Raw genomic sequence first — 15368 nt, forward strand, 5'->3', positions numbered from 1 at the left:
TACTCGCGGTTCTCTATTAATGGCTCGGCGAATGCTAACGCCGAACCATGATCGTCAATGGCTGACCGTGACGATGCGAATTTACTTCGCGCCCAGCGCCAGTTTGGCGACTTGTGGCGCAGGCTGGTAGCCCGGAATGACCTGGCCGTCGGCCAAAACGATGGCCGGTGTACCGTTCACGCCGATCGACTGACCGAGGGCGAACTGTTTGGCAACCGGGTTATCGCACTTGGCGGCCTTGATTTCCTTGCCGTCGACCATCTTGTCCATGGCGGCTTTCTTGTCTTTCGAGCACCAGACCGCTTGCAGCTGTTCGTCACCCGGCGAGCCAAGGCCCTGGCGCGGGAACGCGACGTAACGCACTTCGATGCCGCGTTTGTTCAGCTCAGGCACTTCGGCGTGCAGCTTGTGGCAATACGGGCAGGTGGTGTCGGTGAATACAGTGATGTGCGATTTGGTTTCGCCGATCGCCGGGTAGACCACGGTTTCCGCCACTGGAATGGCGTTGACCAATTTGGACACGCCCAGACGTTCGGTCTTCTCGGTCAGGTTGATCGGCTTGCCGTCCTTGAGCTGGAACATGTAGCCCTGCACCACGTATTGGCCATCGGCGCTGGCGTAGAGCACGCGGCTACCTTGTAGCTTGACTTCGTACAGGCCCGGCAGCGGACTGGCGGAGATGCTTTCTACCGGCACTTCGAGCTGGAGGTTTTCCAGGCTTTTACGAATCGCTTTGTCGGCCGCGTCATCGGCGACGGCAAAGGTGCTGACCAACGCAATGGCTGCGGCGGCGAAAATATGGGTCAGACGCATGAGAACTCCTGAAGGCGGACAAATGGGACGATCAGAACGCCCGTGCCGAAACACCGGGTCATAAACGCCCATCGTGCAAACCGGCAAAGCCTACCACATAAGGCCCCTGTGGCCGAATGCGGGTGACGCAGGACATTGATGACGCCGTCAGCTTTTCTGTGGGAGCGAGCTTGCTCGCGATAGCGGTGTGTCAGGCGCCATTAAAATTGGATGTGCTGGCCTCATCGCGAGCAAGCTCGCTCCCACAGGGTTTGCGCTAGCCGCGCGGGTGGTGTTTGGCGTGCAGGTCCTGCAAGCGTGCGCGGGCGACATGAGTGTAGATCTGTGTGGTCGACAGATCGCTGTGGCCGAGCAGCATTTGCACTACCCGCAGGTCGGCGCCGTGGTTGAGCAAGTGGGTGGCGAAGGCATGGCGCAAGGTGTGCGGCGACAGCGACTTGCCGATCCCGGCAACCTTGGCCTGGTGCTTGATGCGATGCCAGAAGGTCTGCCGAGTCATCTGCTCGCCGCGCTGGCTGGGGAACATGACATCGCTGGGACGCCCGCCAAGCAGCTCCTGGCGGCCATCGCGCATGTAACGCTCGACCCAGACAATCGCCTCCTCGCCCATCGGCACCAGCCGCTCCTTGCTGCCCTTGCCCATCACTCGCAGCACGCCTTGGCGCAGATTGACCTGCTCCAGCGTCAGGCTGATCAGTTCCGTCACACGCAAGCCGCAGGCATAAAGCACTTCGAGCATGGCGCGGTCGCGCTGGCCGATGGCTTCGCTCAGGTCGGGGGCTTTTAACAAGGCCTCCACATCCGCTTCCGACAAGGATTTAGGCAGCGGCCGACCCAACTGCGGCATATCGACACGCAAGGTCGGATCGACGGCAATCAGCTTTTCCCGCAGCAAATAGCGATAGAAGCCACGCACACCGGAGAGAAATCGCGCCGTCGAGCGGGGTTTGTAGTTTTGCTCCAGACGCCAGGCCAAGTGATCGAGGATCAATTCGCGGCCGGCATTGATCAACTCCAGGCCTTTCTCCTGCAGCCAGCCGTTGAACAGGGCCAGGTCGCTGCGATAGGCATCGCGGGTGTTATCGGAAAGACCTTTCTCCAGCCACAGAGCGTCGAGGAATTGGTCTATCAGTGGGTGATCGATGGCGGGCATAAAGGCTCAGGCAAGACAAGTTACGACTGGACAGTCTTTCATAGCGCGTCCGCCTGCGGAACCATTGCACGCATAAATCGCAGGCAACAAAAAAGCAGCCCGTAGGCTGCTTTTTTCTGCATCGGAAGCTGGACTTAAGCCAGTTTTTCCTTGATGCGAGCTGCTTTACCGGACAGGTCACGCAGGTAGTACAGCTTGGCTTTACGTACGTCACCGCGACGTTTAACGGCCATGCTGTCGATTTGCGGGCTGTAGGTCTGGAAAGTACGCTCTACGCCAACACCGTTGGAGATTTTACGAACGGTGAAAGCACTGTTTACGCCGCGGTTACGCTTGGCGATAACAACACCTTCGAACGCTTGCAGACGCGAACGGTCGCCTTCCTTCACTTTCACCTGAACGACAATGGTGTCGCCCGGGGCAAAGGTAGGGATCTCTTTGGTCATCTGCTCTGCTTCGAGTGCAAGGATGATTTTGTTAGTCATGCTGTGCTCCTAAGGTAAATCGTCGGATCTACCATCGATACGTTGTTAACTATCGTCCCGCTCGCGGATGTATTCCTCGAGCAGCTTCTTCTCTTCTCCAGAAAGCGAGCGGCTTTCCAGAAGATCGGCGCGTCGTTCAAAGGTCCTACCAAGGGACTGCTGTAAACGCCAACGCCGGATATGCGCGTGATTGCCACTTAGCAACACGTCGGGAACACGCTGATCCGCATACACCTCCGGTCGGGTGTAGTGCGGGCAATCCAGCAAACCATCCGTAAAGGAATCTTCCTCGGCGGAGTCCGCATGCCCTAAAGCTCCAGGCAGCAGTCGTGTAACCGCATCGATCAGGACCATCGCCGGCAGCTCGCCGCCAGACAGTACATAGTCGCCAATCGACCACTCTTCATCGACATGAGCCTCTATAAAACGCTCGTCAATGCCTTCATAGCGGCCGGCAATCAGGATCAATGCATCCAGATTCGCCAACTCGCGTACCGCCGACTGAGTCAGTTGACGGCCTTGGGGGGACAGGTAAATTACCTTCGCCGCCTCCCCGGCTGCTGCCTTGGCCTGAACCAACGCATCTTCCAGGGGCTTGATCTTCATCACCATGCCCGGACCACCGCCAAATGGGCGATCGTCCACAGTGTGATGTCGATCCGTCGTGTAGTCTCGCGGATTCCAACAGGTGAGCTGCAAGAGCCCCTGTTTCACCGCACGACTGGTGATGCCGTACTCGCTGATGGCGGAGAACATCTCGGGAAACAAACTGATCACTTCTACGCGCAAGTTAGCCACGCTTAGAAGTCCGCATCCCATTCCACCTTCATCTCGCCTGCGGCAAGGTCGACGGCCAACACGCATTGCTCCGTATAGGGCAACAGGCGTTCGCGATCATCCAGGCTGCCAGCGCAAGGCTTGATCACCATTACATCATTGGCGCCGGTTTCCAGAAGATGATCGATTTTCCCGAGCAATTGCCCGAGTTGATCAATAACCTTCAGACCTTCCAGCTGGTACCAGTAGTACTCGCCGTCGGTCAATTCAGGGAACAGGTTGCGCGGCACGCAGATCTCATAACCGGCCAGAAGACGCGCTTCTTCACGATCATCAAGACCCTTGAGCTTTGCGACCAGGAACTTGTCGTTCCCGCGTCCGCTGACCAGCTCGACCTGTTTCACATTGCCTTCGCGCTTGAGCGTCCAGGTTTTGTACTGCAACAGGTTTTCAGTCGGATCAGTAAAGGAGTAAACCTTCACTTCGCCGCGAACGCCATGAACAGAATAAATCTTGCCGATAACGATCAAATCATCAGCAATGGCTGGCGTCGCGTTCATATTGCTCAGGCCGCAGCCTTAGATGCATCCTTCAACAACTGAGCAACACGCTCAGAAGGTTGTGCACCAACGCTCAGCCAGTAGGCTACGCGCTCTTGGTTCACGGACAGACGGACTTCTTGACCACGAGCAACAGGGTTGAAGAAACCAACCTGTTCCTTGTGCGAACCGTCGCGCGGGTTGCGGCTGTCGGTTACGGTCAAGTGGTAAAACGGGCGCTTTTTGGAGCCGCCAAGGGCAAGACGGATTGTTAGCATGTGAACATCGTTCCTGTAGTCGGTGCTGCAAATCTAAAGGCACAGCGGGCATAGGTGCCCGAAAGGCCGCATATTCTAAGGAATATCCGGACTTTTGCAAATGTCTTTTTCCGGCGGCCTTTCAGTCGCCATCAAGATTTGCTATAGAGCCGTCGTTGAAAACGGCCAGTCAGCTCCCGCCAAGTGCGGGTTTGCTGGAGATCCCACGTCCATGTGGGGCTGCGTCGACATCGCTGCCGACGCGGATTCTTTACATTCTCGGCATGCCGCCGCCGGGCAACATACCGCCCATGCCGCGCATCATTTTGGCCATTCCGCCTTTCGCGGAGAACTTCTTCATCATCTTCTGCATCTGCTTGTGCTGCTTGATCAAGCGACCGATGTCCTGCACCTGAGTGCCGGAACCCATGGCGATCCGGCGTTTGCGCGAACCGCTGATCAGCTCAGGGTCGCGGCGCTCGGCCGGGGTCATGGAATTGATGATGGCTTCCATCTGCTTGAATTGTTTCTCTGCCGCGCCCTGGGCGTTGCCCATCTGCGCCAGGTTCATGCCGCCGATATTTGGCAGTTTGTCCATGAGGCCGCCGAGGCCGCCCATGTTTTTCATCTGTTGCAGCTGATCGCGGAAGTCTTCGAGGTCGAAGCCCTTGCCCTTCTTCAGCTTCTTGGCCAGTTTGTCGGCCTTGTCCTTGTCGAGGGTCTGTTCGGCCTGCTCGATCAGACTGAGCACGTCGCCCATACCGAGGATGCGTGAAGCAATACGCTCAGGATGGAACGGCTCGAGCGCGTCGCTCTTCTCGCCCATACCGATGAACTTGATCGGCTTGCCGGTGATGGCGCGCACCGACAGTGCAGCACCGCCACGGGCGTCGCCGTCGACCTTGGTCAGGATCACACCGGTTAGCGGCAGCGCGTCGCCAAAGGCCTTGGCCGTGTTGGCGGCGTCCTGACCGGTCATGGCGTCGACCACGAACAGCGTTTCGACCGGGTTGATCGCAGCATGCAGCGCCTTGATCTCGCCCATCATCTCTTCATCGATGTGCAGGCGACCGGCGGTATCGACGATGACCACGTCGATGAATTTCAGTTTTGCTTCTTTAATAGCCGCTTGCGCGATGTCGACCGGCTTCTGGCTCAGGTCGGACGGGAAGAAGGTTACGCCGACTTCACCCGCGAGCATTTCCAGCTGTTTGATCGCCGCCGGACGGTAAACGTCCGCAGACACGACCATGACCGACTTCTTCTTGCGCTCTTTAAGGAAGCGCGCGAGTTTGCCGGCGGTGGTGGTTTTACCCGCACCCTGCAAACCGGCCATCAGCACGACTGCCGGAGGAACGGCGCTCAGGTTCAAGTCTTCGTTGGCCGCGCCCATCAGGCTTTCGAGTTCGGCCTGGACGATCTTCACGAAGGCCTGGCCCGGCGTCAGGCTGCGCGACACCTCGGCGCCGACGGCGCGTTCCTTGACCGAATTGACGAAGTCTTTCACCACCGGCAAGGCGACGTCAGCTTCGAGCAACGCCATGCGCACTTCACGCAGGGTGTCTTTGATGTTGTCCTCGGTCAGCTTGGCCTTGCCGGTGACATGGCGCAGCGTCTGCGAGAGACGGTCGGTTAAGTTTTCAAACATTGCGCGATCCTTTCAGGCCCTGTGTAGACCGGGATAATGGCGGCCCAGACCGGAATAAACATGTGCTCGGCGAGCCTGCGGCGTGGGCAGGTCGCGGATTATAGCGAAGACTGCGTCTGGCGGACACCTCGTCGTCAGGTTGCATGGTCTTTCGTGCTGCGGGGGTTCTATGCCAAACTCAGCGCCTTTCGGGCTTGCCTAACAGGATTTATGCTCCCCTTGTCACCCAGTTTGCTAGCTACCCTCGCCGCCGCCTGCTTATATGCCGCTGCGACCCTCTATCAGGGCACTCGTCTGGCCACCGGCGCCAAGGCGAACAAACGCCTGCTGGTCACGCTCGGCGTGCTCGCCGTGCTGGCTCATAGCGCCAGCCTGTTCACCCACCTGCTGACACCGATTGGCCTGGGCCTGGATTTCTTCAGCGCCGCCAGCCTGATTGCCGCTGCGGTCATTGCCTTGACCCTGCTGGCCTGCTCACGGATCCCGGTGGAAAACCTGCTTATATTGCTGTTCCCGCTCGGCGCCGCCACCGTGCTGCTCGCACAGTTCGCCCCCGCCGGCACGGTACAGATCATCGACGAAGAACCGGGCATCCTCGCCCACATCCTGCTGTCGATCCTCGCCTACGGCATGTTCACCATCGCGGTGTTCCAAGCGTTGCTGCTGCTGGTTCAGGACCATCAGCTCAAGCACAAGCACCCGTCCGGCCTGATCAAGAACTTCCCGCCGCTGCAAACCATGGAAAGCCTGCTGTTCGGTTTCCTCTGGGCCGGCTGGACCCTGCTGTCGCTATCACTGATCTCCGGCTGGCTGTTCGTCGACAACCTGTTCGCCCAGCATCTGGTGCACAAAACCTTGCTGGCCTGCCTGGCCTGGATCGTCTTCAGCGTGCTGCTCTGGGGCCGTAACCGTCTCGGCTGGCGCGGACACAAGGCCATTCGCTGGACCCTCGCCGGTTTCTGCCTGCTGATGCTGGCCTATTTCGGCAGTAAGCTGGTTCGTGAATACATCCTGCATATCTGACGGGCGGCATTAATGGACGACTTGCCCATAGGGCCGATGCTCGCGGTAGTGGCCCTGCTGATTTTATGGTCGGGGCTGTTTACCGCCATCGAAGCTGCGCAACAGTACTTGCTCGCCCAGCGGACCGCTTCGCGTTCAAGCGACAAGCCGGTGGCAAAGCTGAGCTTTTCGCTCAATAGCCTGATCCTCTGCAACACTCTGTGCCGCGCACTGGTCGTGGTCATCAGCACCTTGCTGGCGATTTTCACTTGGGCGGAAAACGGTCCATGGGTGGCCTGCCTGGGGGCTGGCGCCGTGCTTCTGGTGTTCGCCGACTACCTGCCGCGCACCCTCGCCGTCCGTTATCCGGACGCCGTCCTGGCCCTGGGCAATACCTTGCTTGGCGCACCACTGAAAATCATCTATCCCGCCGCCTGGTTGCTCAATGGCATAAGCCAGCTGCTGATGCGACCGTTCGCCCGCAAAGTCAACGTGGTGCAGCAGAGCGAAGATGAGGTGCCGAACGATCGGCACGACGATCACGAACACGCCGTCTGCCGCCCACATCCGCTGTCAGGCATCCATGCGCTGGACAACATCACGGTCAACGACATTCTGGTGCCGCGCAGTGACGTCGACGGGGTCAATCTGGACGACTCCCTCTCAGACATCATCGAGCAGCTTCGCGCCAATAAACGCACACGCTTGCCGGTTTTCCACAGCGACATCAACCAGGTCGAGGCGGTACTCAATACCCGGCAGATCCGCCATCTGCTGTCCGACGCCAGCCTGACCCGAGAGGCATTGCTGGCAGCCTGTCACGCCCCCTACTTCGTGCCGGAAAGCACCCCGTTGCAACTGCAGCTGTTGAATTTCCACAAACAACAGCGACGCCTGGGCATGGTGGTCGACGAGTACGGCGAAGTGCTCGGTGTCGTGACCCTGGAAGACATTCTCGAAGAAATCGTCGGCGAGTTCGAAAGCCAGCACAGCCTGGATAACCCGCACATCCATCCACAGGCCGATGGCCGCCTGGTGATCGAAGGTGCGGCGTCGATTCGCGAATTGAACAAGAGCCTGGGCTGGCACTTGCCGAGCGACGGTCCGAAAACCCTCAACGGGTTGGTGACCGAGGCGCTGGAGACGATTCCGGACAGTGCGGTATGCCTGAAGATCGGGCGTTATCGGCTGGAGATTCTGGAGACTGAAGACAATCGCGTCAGTCGCGTACTGATCTGGCATACAAGTTCGGCCCCAGCGGTTGTACCAGCCCGATAGATCGCTGCGATCTTTTTGCCCTTGTTGAATCGTTAGCCGCCTTTCTACAATCGAGCCGCTTACCCAAGCCCCCGCCGAACCACGTGCTTACCCCGCACGCAGCAGGTCCGGCCAGACCATCGGCAATATCCGCACCACACCGACGACTGTTCCTACCTTGAACAGCGGCCGCGCCTCACTCCCACATCCCTGGGTGTTCGACCATAATAATTCGCTCCACTGGGGCACATGACTGTCAGGGATAACCGCATGACGACCAGCACGACTTATAACGACACCGCGCCTGCGCAACCGACGAACTCAGCCACCCGCGTGGCGACCGCGAGCTTCATCGGCACCGCCATCGAGTTCTACGACTTCTACGTCTATGCCACTGCCGCTGCGCTGGTGATCGGTCCGGTATTCTTTCCGCAGACCTCCGGCACGGCCCAGATGCTGTCGGCGTTTCTCACCTTCGGCATCGCCTTCCTGGCTCGACCACTGGGATCGGCGCTTTTCGGCCACTTCGGTGACCGTATCGGGCGCAAATCGACACTGGTTGCCTCGCTGCTGCTGATGGGCGTATGCACCACGCTGATCGGCGTGCTACCGGGTTACGACAGCATCGGGGCCTGGGCGCCGATCCTGCTCTGCGTGCTGCGCTTCGGCCAAGGCCTGGGGCTGGGCGGCGAATGGGGCGGCGCGGCGTTGCTGGCGACGGAGAATGCGCCGAAGGGCAAACGCGCCTGGTTCGGCATGTTCCCGCAGCTCGGCCCCTCGATTGGCTTCCTCGCAGCCAACGGCCTGTTTCTGACGCTGGCAATGACCCTGAACGATGAGCAGTTCCGCTCGTGGGGCTGGCGGATTCCGTTCCTGCTCAGTGCCGCGCTGGTGATGGTCGGTCTGTACGTGCGCCTCAAGCTTCACGAAACTCCAGTGTTTGCCAACGCAATGGCTCGCCAGGAGCGGGTAAAAATCCCGCTGGTCGAGCTGTTCAGCCAATACTGGGCGCCGATGTTGCTGGGTGCCGGGGCGATGGTGGTGTGCTACGCGCTGTTCTATATCTCGACGGTGTTTTCGCTGAGCTATGGCGTATCGACGCTCGGCTACACCCGCGAAACCTTCCTCGCGCTGCTGTGCTTCGCCGTGCTGTTCATGGCCGCCGCTACGCCGCTGTCGGCTTGGGCCAGCGATCGATACGGGCGCAAACCGGTGCTGATCATCGGCGGTGTGCTGGCGATTCTGTCCGGCTTCCTGATGGAACCGCTGTTGACCCAAGGTTCGACCTGGGGCGTGGCGCTGTTCCTGTGCATCGAGCTGTTTCTGATGGGCGTGACGTTTGCGCCGATGGGCGCGCTGCTGCCGGAGCTGTTTCCAACTCACGTTCGCTATACCGGTGCATCGGCGGCCTACAACCTGGGCGGCATTGTCGGGGCCTCGGCGGCGCCGTTCTTCGCACAGAAACTGGTGGCGATGGGTGGTTTGAGTTATGTCGGCGGGTATGTGTCGGGGGCGGCGGTGCTGAGTTTGATTGCTGTGCTGTGCCTGAAGGAGACGCGCGATAACGATCTGAATCGGGTTGCCTGAAGAAAAAGCTTCGTCGGATCGCCGCCCGGAGCAAGCTCGCTCCCACAGGGGACCGCGTTCTAACAGAAAGAATGCGATTAAATGTGGGAGCGAGCCTGCTCGCGAATGCCGCGCCGCGGTTAAAGCTCTACAACAACAGCTTGAGAAGCGCGGGTTGCTTTAGCACGAGCAGCGTCAATCGACTCATCCCGCGCCAACGCCACACCCATCCGACGCTGGCCATTGACCTCAGGCTTGCCGAACAGACGCAACGCCGTATCCGGCTCGATCAACGCAGCACCGAGATTGGCGAACGCCGTCTGAGTCGACTGCCCTTCCACCAGAATCACCGCCGAAGCCGATGGGCCGAACTGACGGATCAATGGAATCGGCAGGCCCAAAATCGCCCGTGCGTGCAGCGCGAACTGCGACAGGTCCTGGGAAATCAACGTCACCAGACCCGTGTCATGTGGACGCGGCGAGACTTCGCTGAACCAGACCTGATCACCTTTGATGAACAGCTCAACGCCAAACAGACCACGGCCACCCAAGGCTTCAGTGACGGCTTTGGCAACGCGTTCGGATTCGGCCAGGGCAATCGGGCTCATGGCTTGTGGCTGCCAGGATTCCTGATAGTCGCCCTTCTCCTGACGGTGGCCGACTGGCGCGCAGAACGTAGTGCCGCCAACGTGACGCACGGTCAACAGGGTGATTTCGTAGTCGAAATCGATAAAGCCTTCGACGATCACGCGGCCTTTACCGGCCCGGCCGCCTTCTTGAGCGTAATCCCAGGCTTTGCGCACGTCATCGACGCTACGCAGCAGGCTCTGGCCTTTGCCCGACGAGCTCATCACCGGTTTAACCACACATGGGAAGCCGAGGTCTTCGACAGCCTTGCTGTAATCCTCAAAGGTGTCGGCGAAGTGGTACGGCGAGGTCGGCAGGTCCAGCTCTTCGGCGGCCAGGCGACGGATGCCTTCGCGGTTCATAGTCAGCTGCGCGGCGCGAGCGGTCGGGATCACGGTGAAGCCTTCGGCTTCCAGCTCCACGAGGGTCGCGGTGGCAATAGCTTCGATTTCCGGCACGATGAAATGCGGCTTTTCGGCTTCGATCACCGCACGCAAGGCGGCGCCGTCGAGCATGTTGATCACATGGCTGCGATGGGCAACCTGCATGGCAGGCGCATTGGCGTAGCGATCCACGGCAATCACTTCAACGCCCAGGCGTTGCAGCTCGATCACCACTTCCTTGCCCAACTCGCCACAGCCACACAGCAATACGCGGGTCGCGGTTGGCGACAATGGAGTTCCGATACGGGTCATCTCAGGTCCTCAAGAAGCGGATCATCGAGGGTAGCTGCGCCTGGCGCGCTTCCCATGGGGAGAAAGCGCGGCATTTTACATGAACCGAGGGGTTTGGCTTTAACCGGGAATCGCGTTCTTGCGCAGACGCCAGGCCATTGCGATCCACACAATGGTCACGCCGGCGAACTTCGAGCCCAAGGCGGTGAGGATCACGCCTGGAGTGAACACATCGATCATGCCGAAGAAGATGAAGGTATCGAGGGGAATACTCAGGGCCGAACTTATCCACAGGCGGTCGTGCAAGGGACGCTTGGTGATGCTGAACACCAGCCAATCGATGCATTCGGACACCGCGAACGCAGTGGCGCTGGCCAGCGCGATGGAGGGATCGGATGTCACGTATGACAACACCAGCGCTGCCAGCATCGCCGCGATCGCGCCATGGCCGAAACGGGTTTGCACCATGTCGCGTAAAACGAACACCAAACCACCCCAGGCCGACCAGATGATGTCCAGGTGCGGAGCGGTGGAAAAGGCGAAGTTGATCAGCACGACGCTGCTGATGTAAGCGATCAGGAAGAGCATGGGGTGGCGGGATACCTGTCAATTTGGCGCACAGGTTACTTCAGGGGGTGGGGGTGGACCAAGGAAGGGGTGGTGGTCGTTCGAGTTTTTTGCTGGATTCAGGAGCCACCCCTCACCCCGGCCCTCTCCCCACGGGGGAGAGGGGGAAAGGGAGCCGATCGGGGACGTTTCAAAACCTGAGTCCGACTCGATATTTCAGGTCGATGTAGCTCAAAAGAACGACCTGGTCAGTCCCCTCGCCCCTCGGGGAGAGGGTTAGGGTGAGGGGGTGGATTTCGAAGGCAACATCCAGAGCAGACCACTCGATTTGGCCCGCTCATGACACAACCCCAACACCTTGCGGCGCTCTTCGTTGTCCATCCGGCTCCAGCGCGTAATCTCCTCGACCGTGCGCTGACACCCGGTGCAGATATCATCCTCATCCAGCGCACAAATATTCACGCAGGGCGATAGCACCGGTCGTTCGGTGGCGTTCATTCTTCCTGCTCAGCCAGATCGCGGGCATAACGCTGCGAGTTGTGCACATAGTGCGCAGCGCTGGCCTCCAGCATTTTCTTTTGCGGTTCGGTCAGCTCACGAACCACTTTGCCCGGCGAGCCCATGACCAGCGAACCGTCTGGAATCACCTTGCCCTCACCGATCAGTGAGTTGGCGCCGATGATGCAGTTCTTGCCGATTTTCGCGCCGTTGAGGATCACCGCGTTAATCCCGATCAAGCTGTAATCACCCACCGTGCAGCCATGAAGCATGGCGTTATGGCCGATGGTCACGCCGGTGCCGATGGTCAGCGGGTAACCCATGTCGGTGTGCATCACCGTGCCGTCCTGGACGTTGCTGTTCTTGCCGATCAGGATCAGTTCGTTGTCGCCACGCAGCACAGCGTTGAACCAGACGTTGGCGCCCTCTTCCAGCCTGACCTTACCCACCAGCACGGCATTGGGTGCGACCCAGCTCTGCGGATGGGTTTCGACGCGGGCGTCGCCCAAGCGATATTTCATCTTATTGTCCTCAAGGCCAGGCTGGCTCACTTGCAAAGAGCGGGGTTCACGCCATACGAGCGATGGCTTCAGGTATTGATAAACGTCTTGGGTGGCTGGTGCAGGCTGATTTTGGCGTCATAGAGCAGGTTGATCAACTCGACGATCATAATCGCCGTCAGGCCCCAGATTTTGTACTCGCCATATCGATAGCTCGGCACATACCAACTGCGACCCTGGTAATCGATGCGATGGGTGTGTTCGCGCGGATCCTTGCGGAAGAACTCCAGCGGTACGTTGAAGACTGCGGCAATCTCGGCATCGTTGGCCCGGTACTCGACAAAGTCCGGAATCACACCGACATAGGGTGTGACCTTGATGCCGTGCAGGGAGATCAACGGGCTCAGCGGGCCGATCACTTCGACCAGCCCCGGCGGCAGGCCGATTTCTTCTTCGGCTTCGCGCAGGGCGGTGAAAATAAGGTCCGGGTCTTCAGGGTCGCGTCGCCCGCCGGGAAAGGCGACTTCGCCGCCATGGGTCGAGAGCCCGCTGGCGCGCAGGGTCAGAACCAGTTCCGGTTCGTCACTGCGAGTGATGGGCACCAGTACCGCGGCTTCAGGGAAACGTTTGTCGGTTTCCAGTGTGCGTGGGGTGTGGTTGCTTACTCGATGCAGTAGCTCGTCCAGCATGAGACTTCTCGATTTATTCGCTACCTCGCATCATGCACCAATCGAACCGACCGCCCAACCCCATAACCACTGCATGTCGCTAAACGACAACTTGCCGACAGACACCGCCGCACGCCAAGATAGGCGCAGCATTCAGGAACCCAAGCATGAAATTTTGCAGTCAGTGCGGCAACCCGGTGACCCAGCGCATTCCCGAGGGCGATTCGCGCCTGCGTTTTGTCTGTGACAGCTGTCAGGCGATTCACTACCAGAACCCCAATATCGTCGCCGGTTGCGTGGCGACCTGGGGCTCCAAGGTCTTGTTGTGTCGACGCGCCATCGAACCTCGGCTCGGTTACTGGACCCTGCCCGCCGGTTTCATGGAAAACGGTGAAACCATCGAGCAGGCGGCCATTCGCGAGACAGCCGAAGAAGCCTGCGCGCGGGTGCGCAACCTGAACATCTATACGTTGATCGACGTGCCGCATATCAGCCAGGTGCATGTGTTCTTCCGCGCCGAGCTGGTGGACCTGGATTTTTCCGCCGGTCCCGAGAGCCTGGAAGTAGCGCTTTTCGAAGAAGCCGACATCCCTTGGTCCGAGCTGGCTTTCCGCACGGTGGGCCGTACCTTAGAATGCTTCTTCGCTGACCGGCGGACCGAGGTCTACCCCGTGCGGTCAGAATCGATCCCGCCGCTTGCCCAGCCTGCCATCACATAAAGCTCCTTGAGCTAAAATCACCTATAACTAAATAGTCGCGACACCTCTTAGGGATATCGTTTCAATGCGCTGGTTGCTTGCCCTGTTTTGCTTGTCGTTCGTCGCTGTCTCCCAGGCTTCCGTTGCGGAAACGCTGGACGGCAAAGTCATCGAAAAAGTTCTCGTGCTCAAGTCCGCCCACCAATTGCAATTGATCAATGACGGCAAGCCGCTCAAGACCTATCGCATCTCGTTGGGAAAAAGACCCATCGGCCCGAAACTCATGGAAGGCGACAAACGCACGCCTGAAGGTTTCTATTGGCTGGACTGGCGCAAGGTCAGCGATAAATTCAATCTGGCGATGCACATCTCCTACCCGAACATCAGTGACTCCGTGCGCTCCCGGCGTGAAGGCGTCGAACCCGGTAGCATGATCATGATCCACGGCACCCCGGACACTGAAGAAAACCCCGAAGACCTGTTCCACACGCTGGACTGGACCGACGGCTGCATCGCCATGCGCAATATGGACATGCGCGAGGTTTGGGGTTTGGTGCCGGACGGCACGATGATCGAAATCCGTCCGTAATCCCCCCCGCAAACTGGCTACCGTTGGTCGCTCCTCGAAAAATAAAATCAAAAGATCGCAGCCTTCGGCAGCTCCTACCGGGTAGATACCACTCCCATCGGTAGGAGCTGCCGCAGGCTGCGATCTTTGCTTTCAAAACCCGCACCGCTAATACCACTTCAAACCAGCAGCCCTATTGCCCATCAATCAGGGCAGGCTTACCCGCGCCAACAGCAAAGTGGTCTCATTGACATGGTATTTAAGTGGTATTAGGTTTCACCCCACCACCGGGCGACAACACTCCAATATCCGCATCGGACCAAACCTACATGAATGACCTCCAGGCCCTACGCCCTGACGACACCCAGCCGACGCCGTTGTACTTGCAACTGGCGCGCAATCTGGAAGCGGCGATCCATGCCGGCCAGTGGAAAGCCGAACAGGCCATGCCGTCGGAGCGCAACCTCAGCGAAATGCTGGGCATCTCCCGCGTCACTGCACGCAAAGCGCTGGAAGTTCTGTTCGAGCAAGGCCTGATCCGCCGCAACCAGGGTTCCGGCACCTTTATCACCCCTCGCCTGGAACAACCGCTGTCGCGCCTCTCGGGTTTCAGCGAGATGCTGCGCCTGAAAGGTTTCGTCCCCGGCTCGCAATGGCTGGAGCGTGAAATCACTCCGCCGACCCACGAAGAACTGATCCGCCTGGGTCTCTCGCCGAACGACAAGGTCGCGCGGCTCAAACGTCTGCGTAAAGCCGATGACACGGTAATGGCGATCGAGATGAGCACCCTGCCCGCCTCGATCATTCCAAAGCCGCAAGCGGTGGGCGACTCCCTGTACGAATACCTCGACGGCATCGGCAAACCGATCGTCCGTGCCCTGCAGCACATTCAGGCGATCAACGCCTCGGACGAATTCGCCGCTCTGGTAGGTATCGCCCCCGGCACCGCCATGCTGTTGATGACCCGGGTCGGTTACCTGGAAGACAACACGCCGATCGAAGTCACCGACACCTATTGCCGCAATGACTACTACGACTTTGTCGCAGAGCTTCGTCGATAACCCGCTTCGC

18 protein-coding genes are annotated in these 15368 nt (G+C 59.3%); 6 read left to right on the top strand and 12 right to left on the bottom strand.

Annotated elements, in window-relative coordinates:
• Positions 1–81 precede the first annotated feature (81 nt).
• The 7 genes from dsbC to ffh form a co-directional block, all read right to left on the bottom strand.
• Positions 82–813, bottom strand: coding sequence for a bifunctional protein-disulfide isomerase/oxidoreductase DsbC (gene dsbC / locus ACA056_RS23370; RefSeq protein ID WP_497268103.1), 732 nt, complete (start codon positions 811–813; stop codon positions 82–84).
• 256 nt (positions 814–1069) lie between these two features.
• Positions 1070–1966, bottom strand: coding sequence for a site-specific tyrosine recombinase XerD (gene xerD / locus ACA056_RS23375; protein WP_010462986.1), 897 nt, complete (start codon positions 1964–1966; stop codon positions 1070–1072).
• 134 nt (positions 1967–2100) lie between these two features.
• A complete protein-coding gene (gene rplS, locus ACA056_RS23380) occupies positions 2101–2451 on the bottom strand; it encodes a 50S ribosomal protein L19 (RefSeq protein ID WP_003175895.1) in 351 nt (116 codons plus the stop codon).
• A gap of 45 nt (positions 2452–2496) precedes the next feature.
• Positions 2497–3270 carry a tRNA (guanosine(37)-N1)-methyltransferase TrmD gene (trmD, locus tag ACA056_RS23385; protein WP_154503229.1) on the bottom strand — a complete coding sequence of 258 codons (774 nt, stop codon included), beginning with the start codon at positions 3268–3270 and terminating at the stop codon, positions 2497–2499.
• Entirely contained in the window at positions 3252–3788 is a 537-nt protein-coding gene (gene rimM, locus ACA056_RS23390; RefSeq protein WP_497268106.1) for a ribosome maturation factor RimM, read from the bottom strand. Before rimM ends, trmD begins: the two co-directional genes overlap by 19 nt.
• A 5-nt stretch (positions 3789–3793) precedes the next feature.
• Complete coding sequence (gene rpsP / locus ACA056_RS23395; RefSeq protein WP_010463010.1) at positions 3794–4045, bottom strand: 30S ribosomal protein S16; 252 nt, start codon at positions 4043–4045, stop codon at positions 3794–3796.
• A 250-nt stretch (positions 4046–4295) separates the two neighbouring features.
• Positions 4296–5672 (bottom strand): signal recognition particle protein, encoded by a 1377-nt coding sequence (ffh, locus tag ACA056_RS23400; protein ID WP_497268108.1) that lies wholly within the window; start codon positions 5670–5672, stop codon positions 4296–4298.
• Positions 5673–5882: 210 nt separating this feature from the next.
• Here ffh and ACA056_RS23405 point away from each other — a divergent pair, with 210 nt between their 5' ends.
• The 3 genes from ACA056_RS23405 (at position 5883) to ACA056_RS23415 (ending at position 9518) form a co-directional block, all read left to right on the top strand.
• The gene (locus ACA056_RS23405) at positions 5883–6695 is read left to right on the top strand and encodes a cytochrome C assembly family protein (protein ID WP_033053429.1); all 813 of its coding nucleotides are present in this window, start codon (positions 5883–5885) and stop codon (positions 6693–6695) included.
• Positions 6696–6707: 12 nt separating this feature from the next.
• Positions 6708–7952 (top strand): transporter associated domain-containing protein, encoded by a 1245-nt coding sequence (locus ACA056_RS23410; RefSeq protein ID WP_497268110.1) that lies wholly within the window; start codon positions 6708–6710, stop codon positions 7950–7952.
• 249 nt (positions 7953–8201) lie between these two features.
• A complete protein-coding gene (locus tag ACA056_RS23415; RefSeq protein WP_497268112.1) occupies positions 8202–9518 on the top strand; it encodes an MFS transporter in 1317 nt (438 codons plus the stop codon).
• Positions 9519–9637: 119 nt separating this feature from the next.
• Here ACA056_RS23415 and purT read toward each other — a convergent pair whose 3' ends face one another.
• From purT to ACA056_RS23440, 5 genes are all read right to left on the bottom strand, one after another.
• Positions 9638–10819: a formate-dependent phosphoribosylglycinamide formyltransferase gene (purT, locus tag ACA056_RS23420; RefSeq protein ID WP_497268114.1), complete on the bottom strand. Its 1182-nt coding sequence runs from the start codon at positions 10817–10819 to the stop codon at positions 9638–9640.
• Between the two features lie 99 nt (positions 10820–10918).
• Positions 10919–11386 (bottom strand): preQ0 transporter, encoded by a 468-nt coding sequence (locus ACA056_RS23425; RefSeq protein ID WP_497268116.1) that lies wholly within the window; start codon positions 11384–11386, stop codon positions 10919–10921.
• A gap of 255 nt (positions 11387–11641) precedes the next feature.
• Positions 11642–11863 carry a DUF1289 domain-containing protein gene (locus ACA056_RS23430; protein WP_497268118.1) on the bottom strand — a complete coding sequence of 74 codons (222 nt, stop codon included), beginning with the start codon at positions 11861–11863 and terminating at the stop codon, positions 11642–11644.
• Positions 11860–12384, bottom strand: coding sequence for a gamma carbonic anhydrase family protein (locus ACA056_RS23435; RefSeq protein ID WP_497268120.1), 525 nt, complete (start codon positions 12382–12384; stop codon positions 11860–11862). The genes ACA056_RS23430 and ACA056_RS23435 overlap by 4 nt, the downstream gene beginning before the upstream one ends.
• A 68-nt stretch (positions 12385–12452) precedes the next feature.
• Positions 12453–13052, bottom strand: a complete 600-nt coding sequence (locus ACA056_RS23440; RefSeq protein WP_497268122.1) for a CoA pyrophosphatase — start codon at positions 13050–13052, stop codon at positions 12453–12455.
• 146 nt (positions 13053–13198) lie between these two features.
• Here ACA056_RS23440 and ACA056_RS23445 point away from each other — a divergent pair, with 146 nt between their 5' ends.
• The 3 genes from ACA056_RS23445 to ACA056_RS23455 all read left to right on the top strand — a co-directional run bounded on the left by ACA056_RS23445 (position 13199) and on the right by ACA056_RS23455 (position 15358).
• A complete protein-coding gene (locus ACA056_RS23445) occupies positions 13199–13750 on the top strand; it encodes an NUDIX hydrolase (RefSeq protein ID WP_497268124.1) in 552 nt (183 codons plus the stop codon).
• 64 nt (positions 13751–13814) lie between these two features.
• Positions 13815–14318, top strand: a complete 504-nt coding sequence (locus tag ACA056_RS23450; protein ID WP_497268126.1) for a L,D-transpeptidase family protein — start codon at positions 13815–13817, stop codon at positions 14316–14318.
• Between the two features lie 308 nt (positions 14319–14626).
• On the top strand, positions 14627–15358 hold the full coding sequence (locus ACA056_RS23455) for a GntR family transcriptional regulator (protein WP_008151596.1): 732 nt from the start codon (positions 14627–14629) through the stop codon (positions 15356–15358).
• The last annotated feature ends 10 nt before the right edge of the window (positions 15359–15368 follow it).

It is taken from the genome of Pseudomonas sp. LBUM1666 (assembly GCF_059695775.1).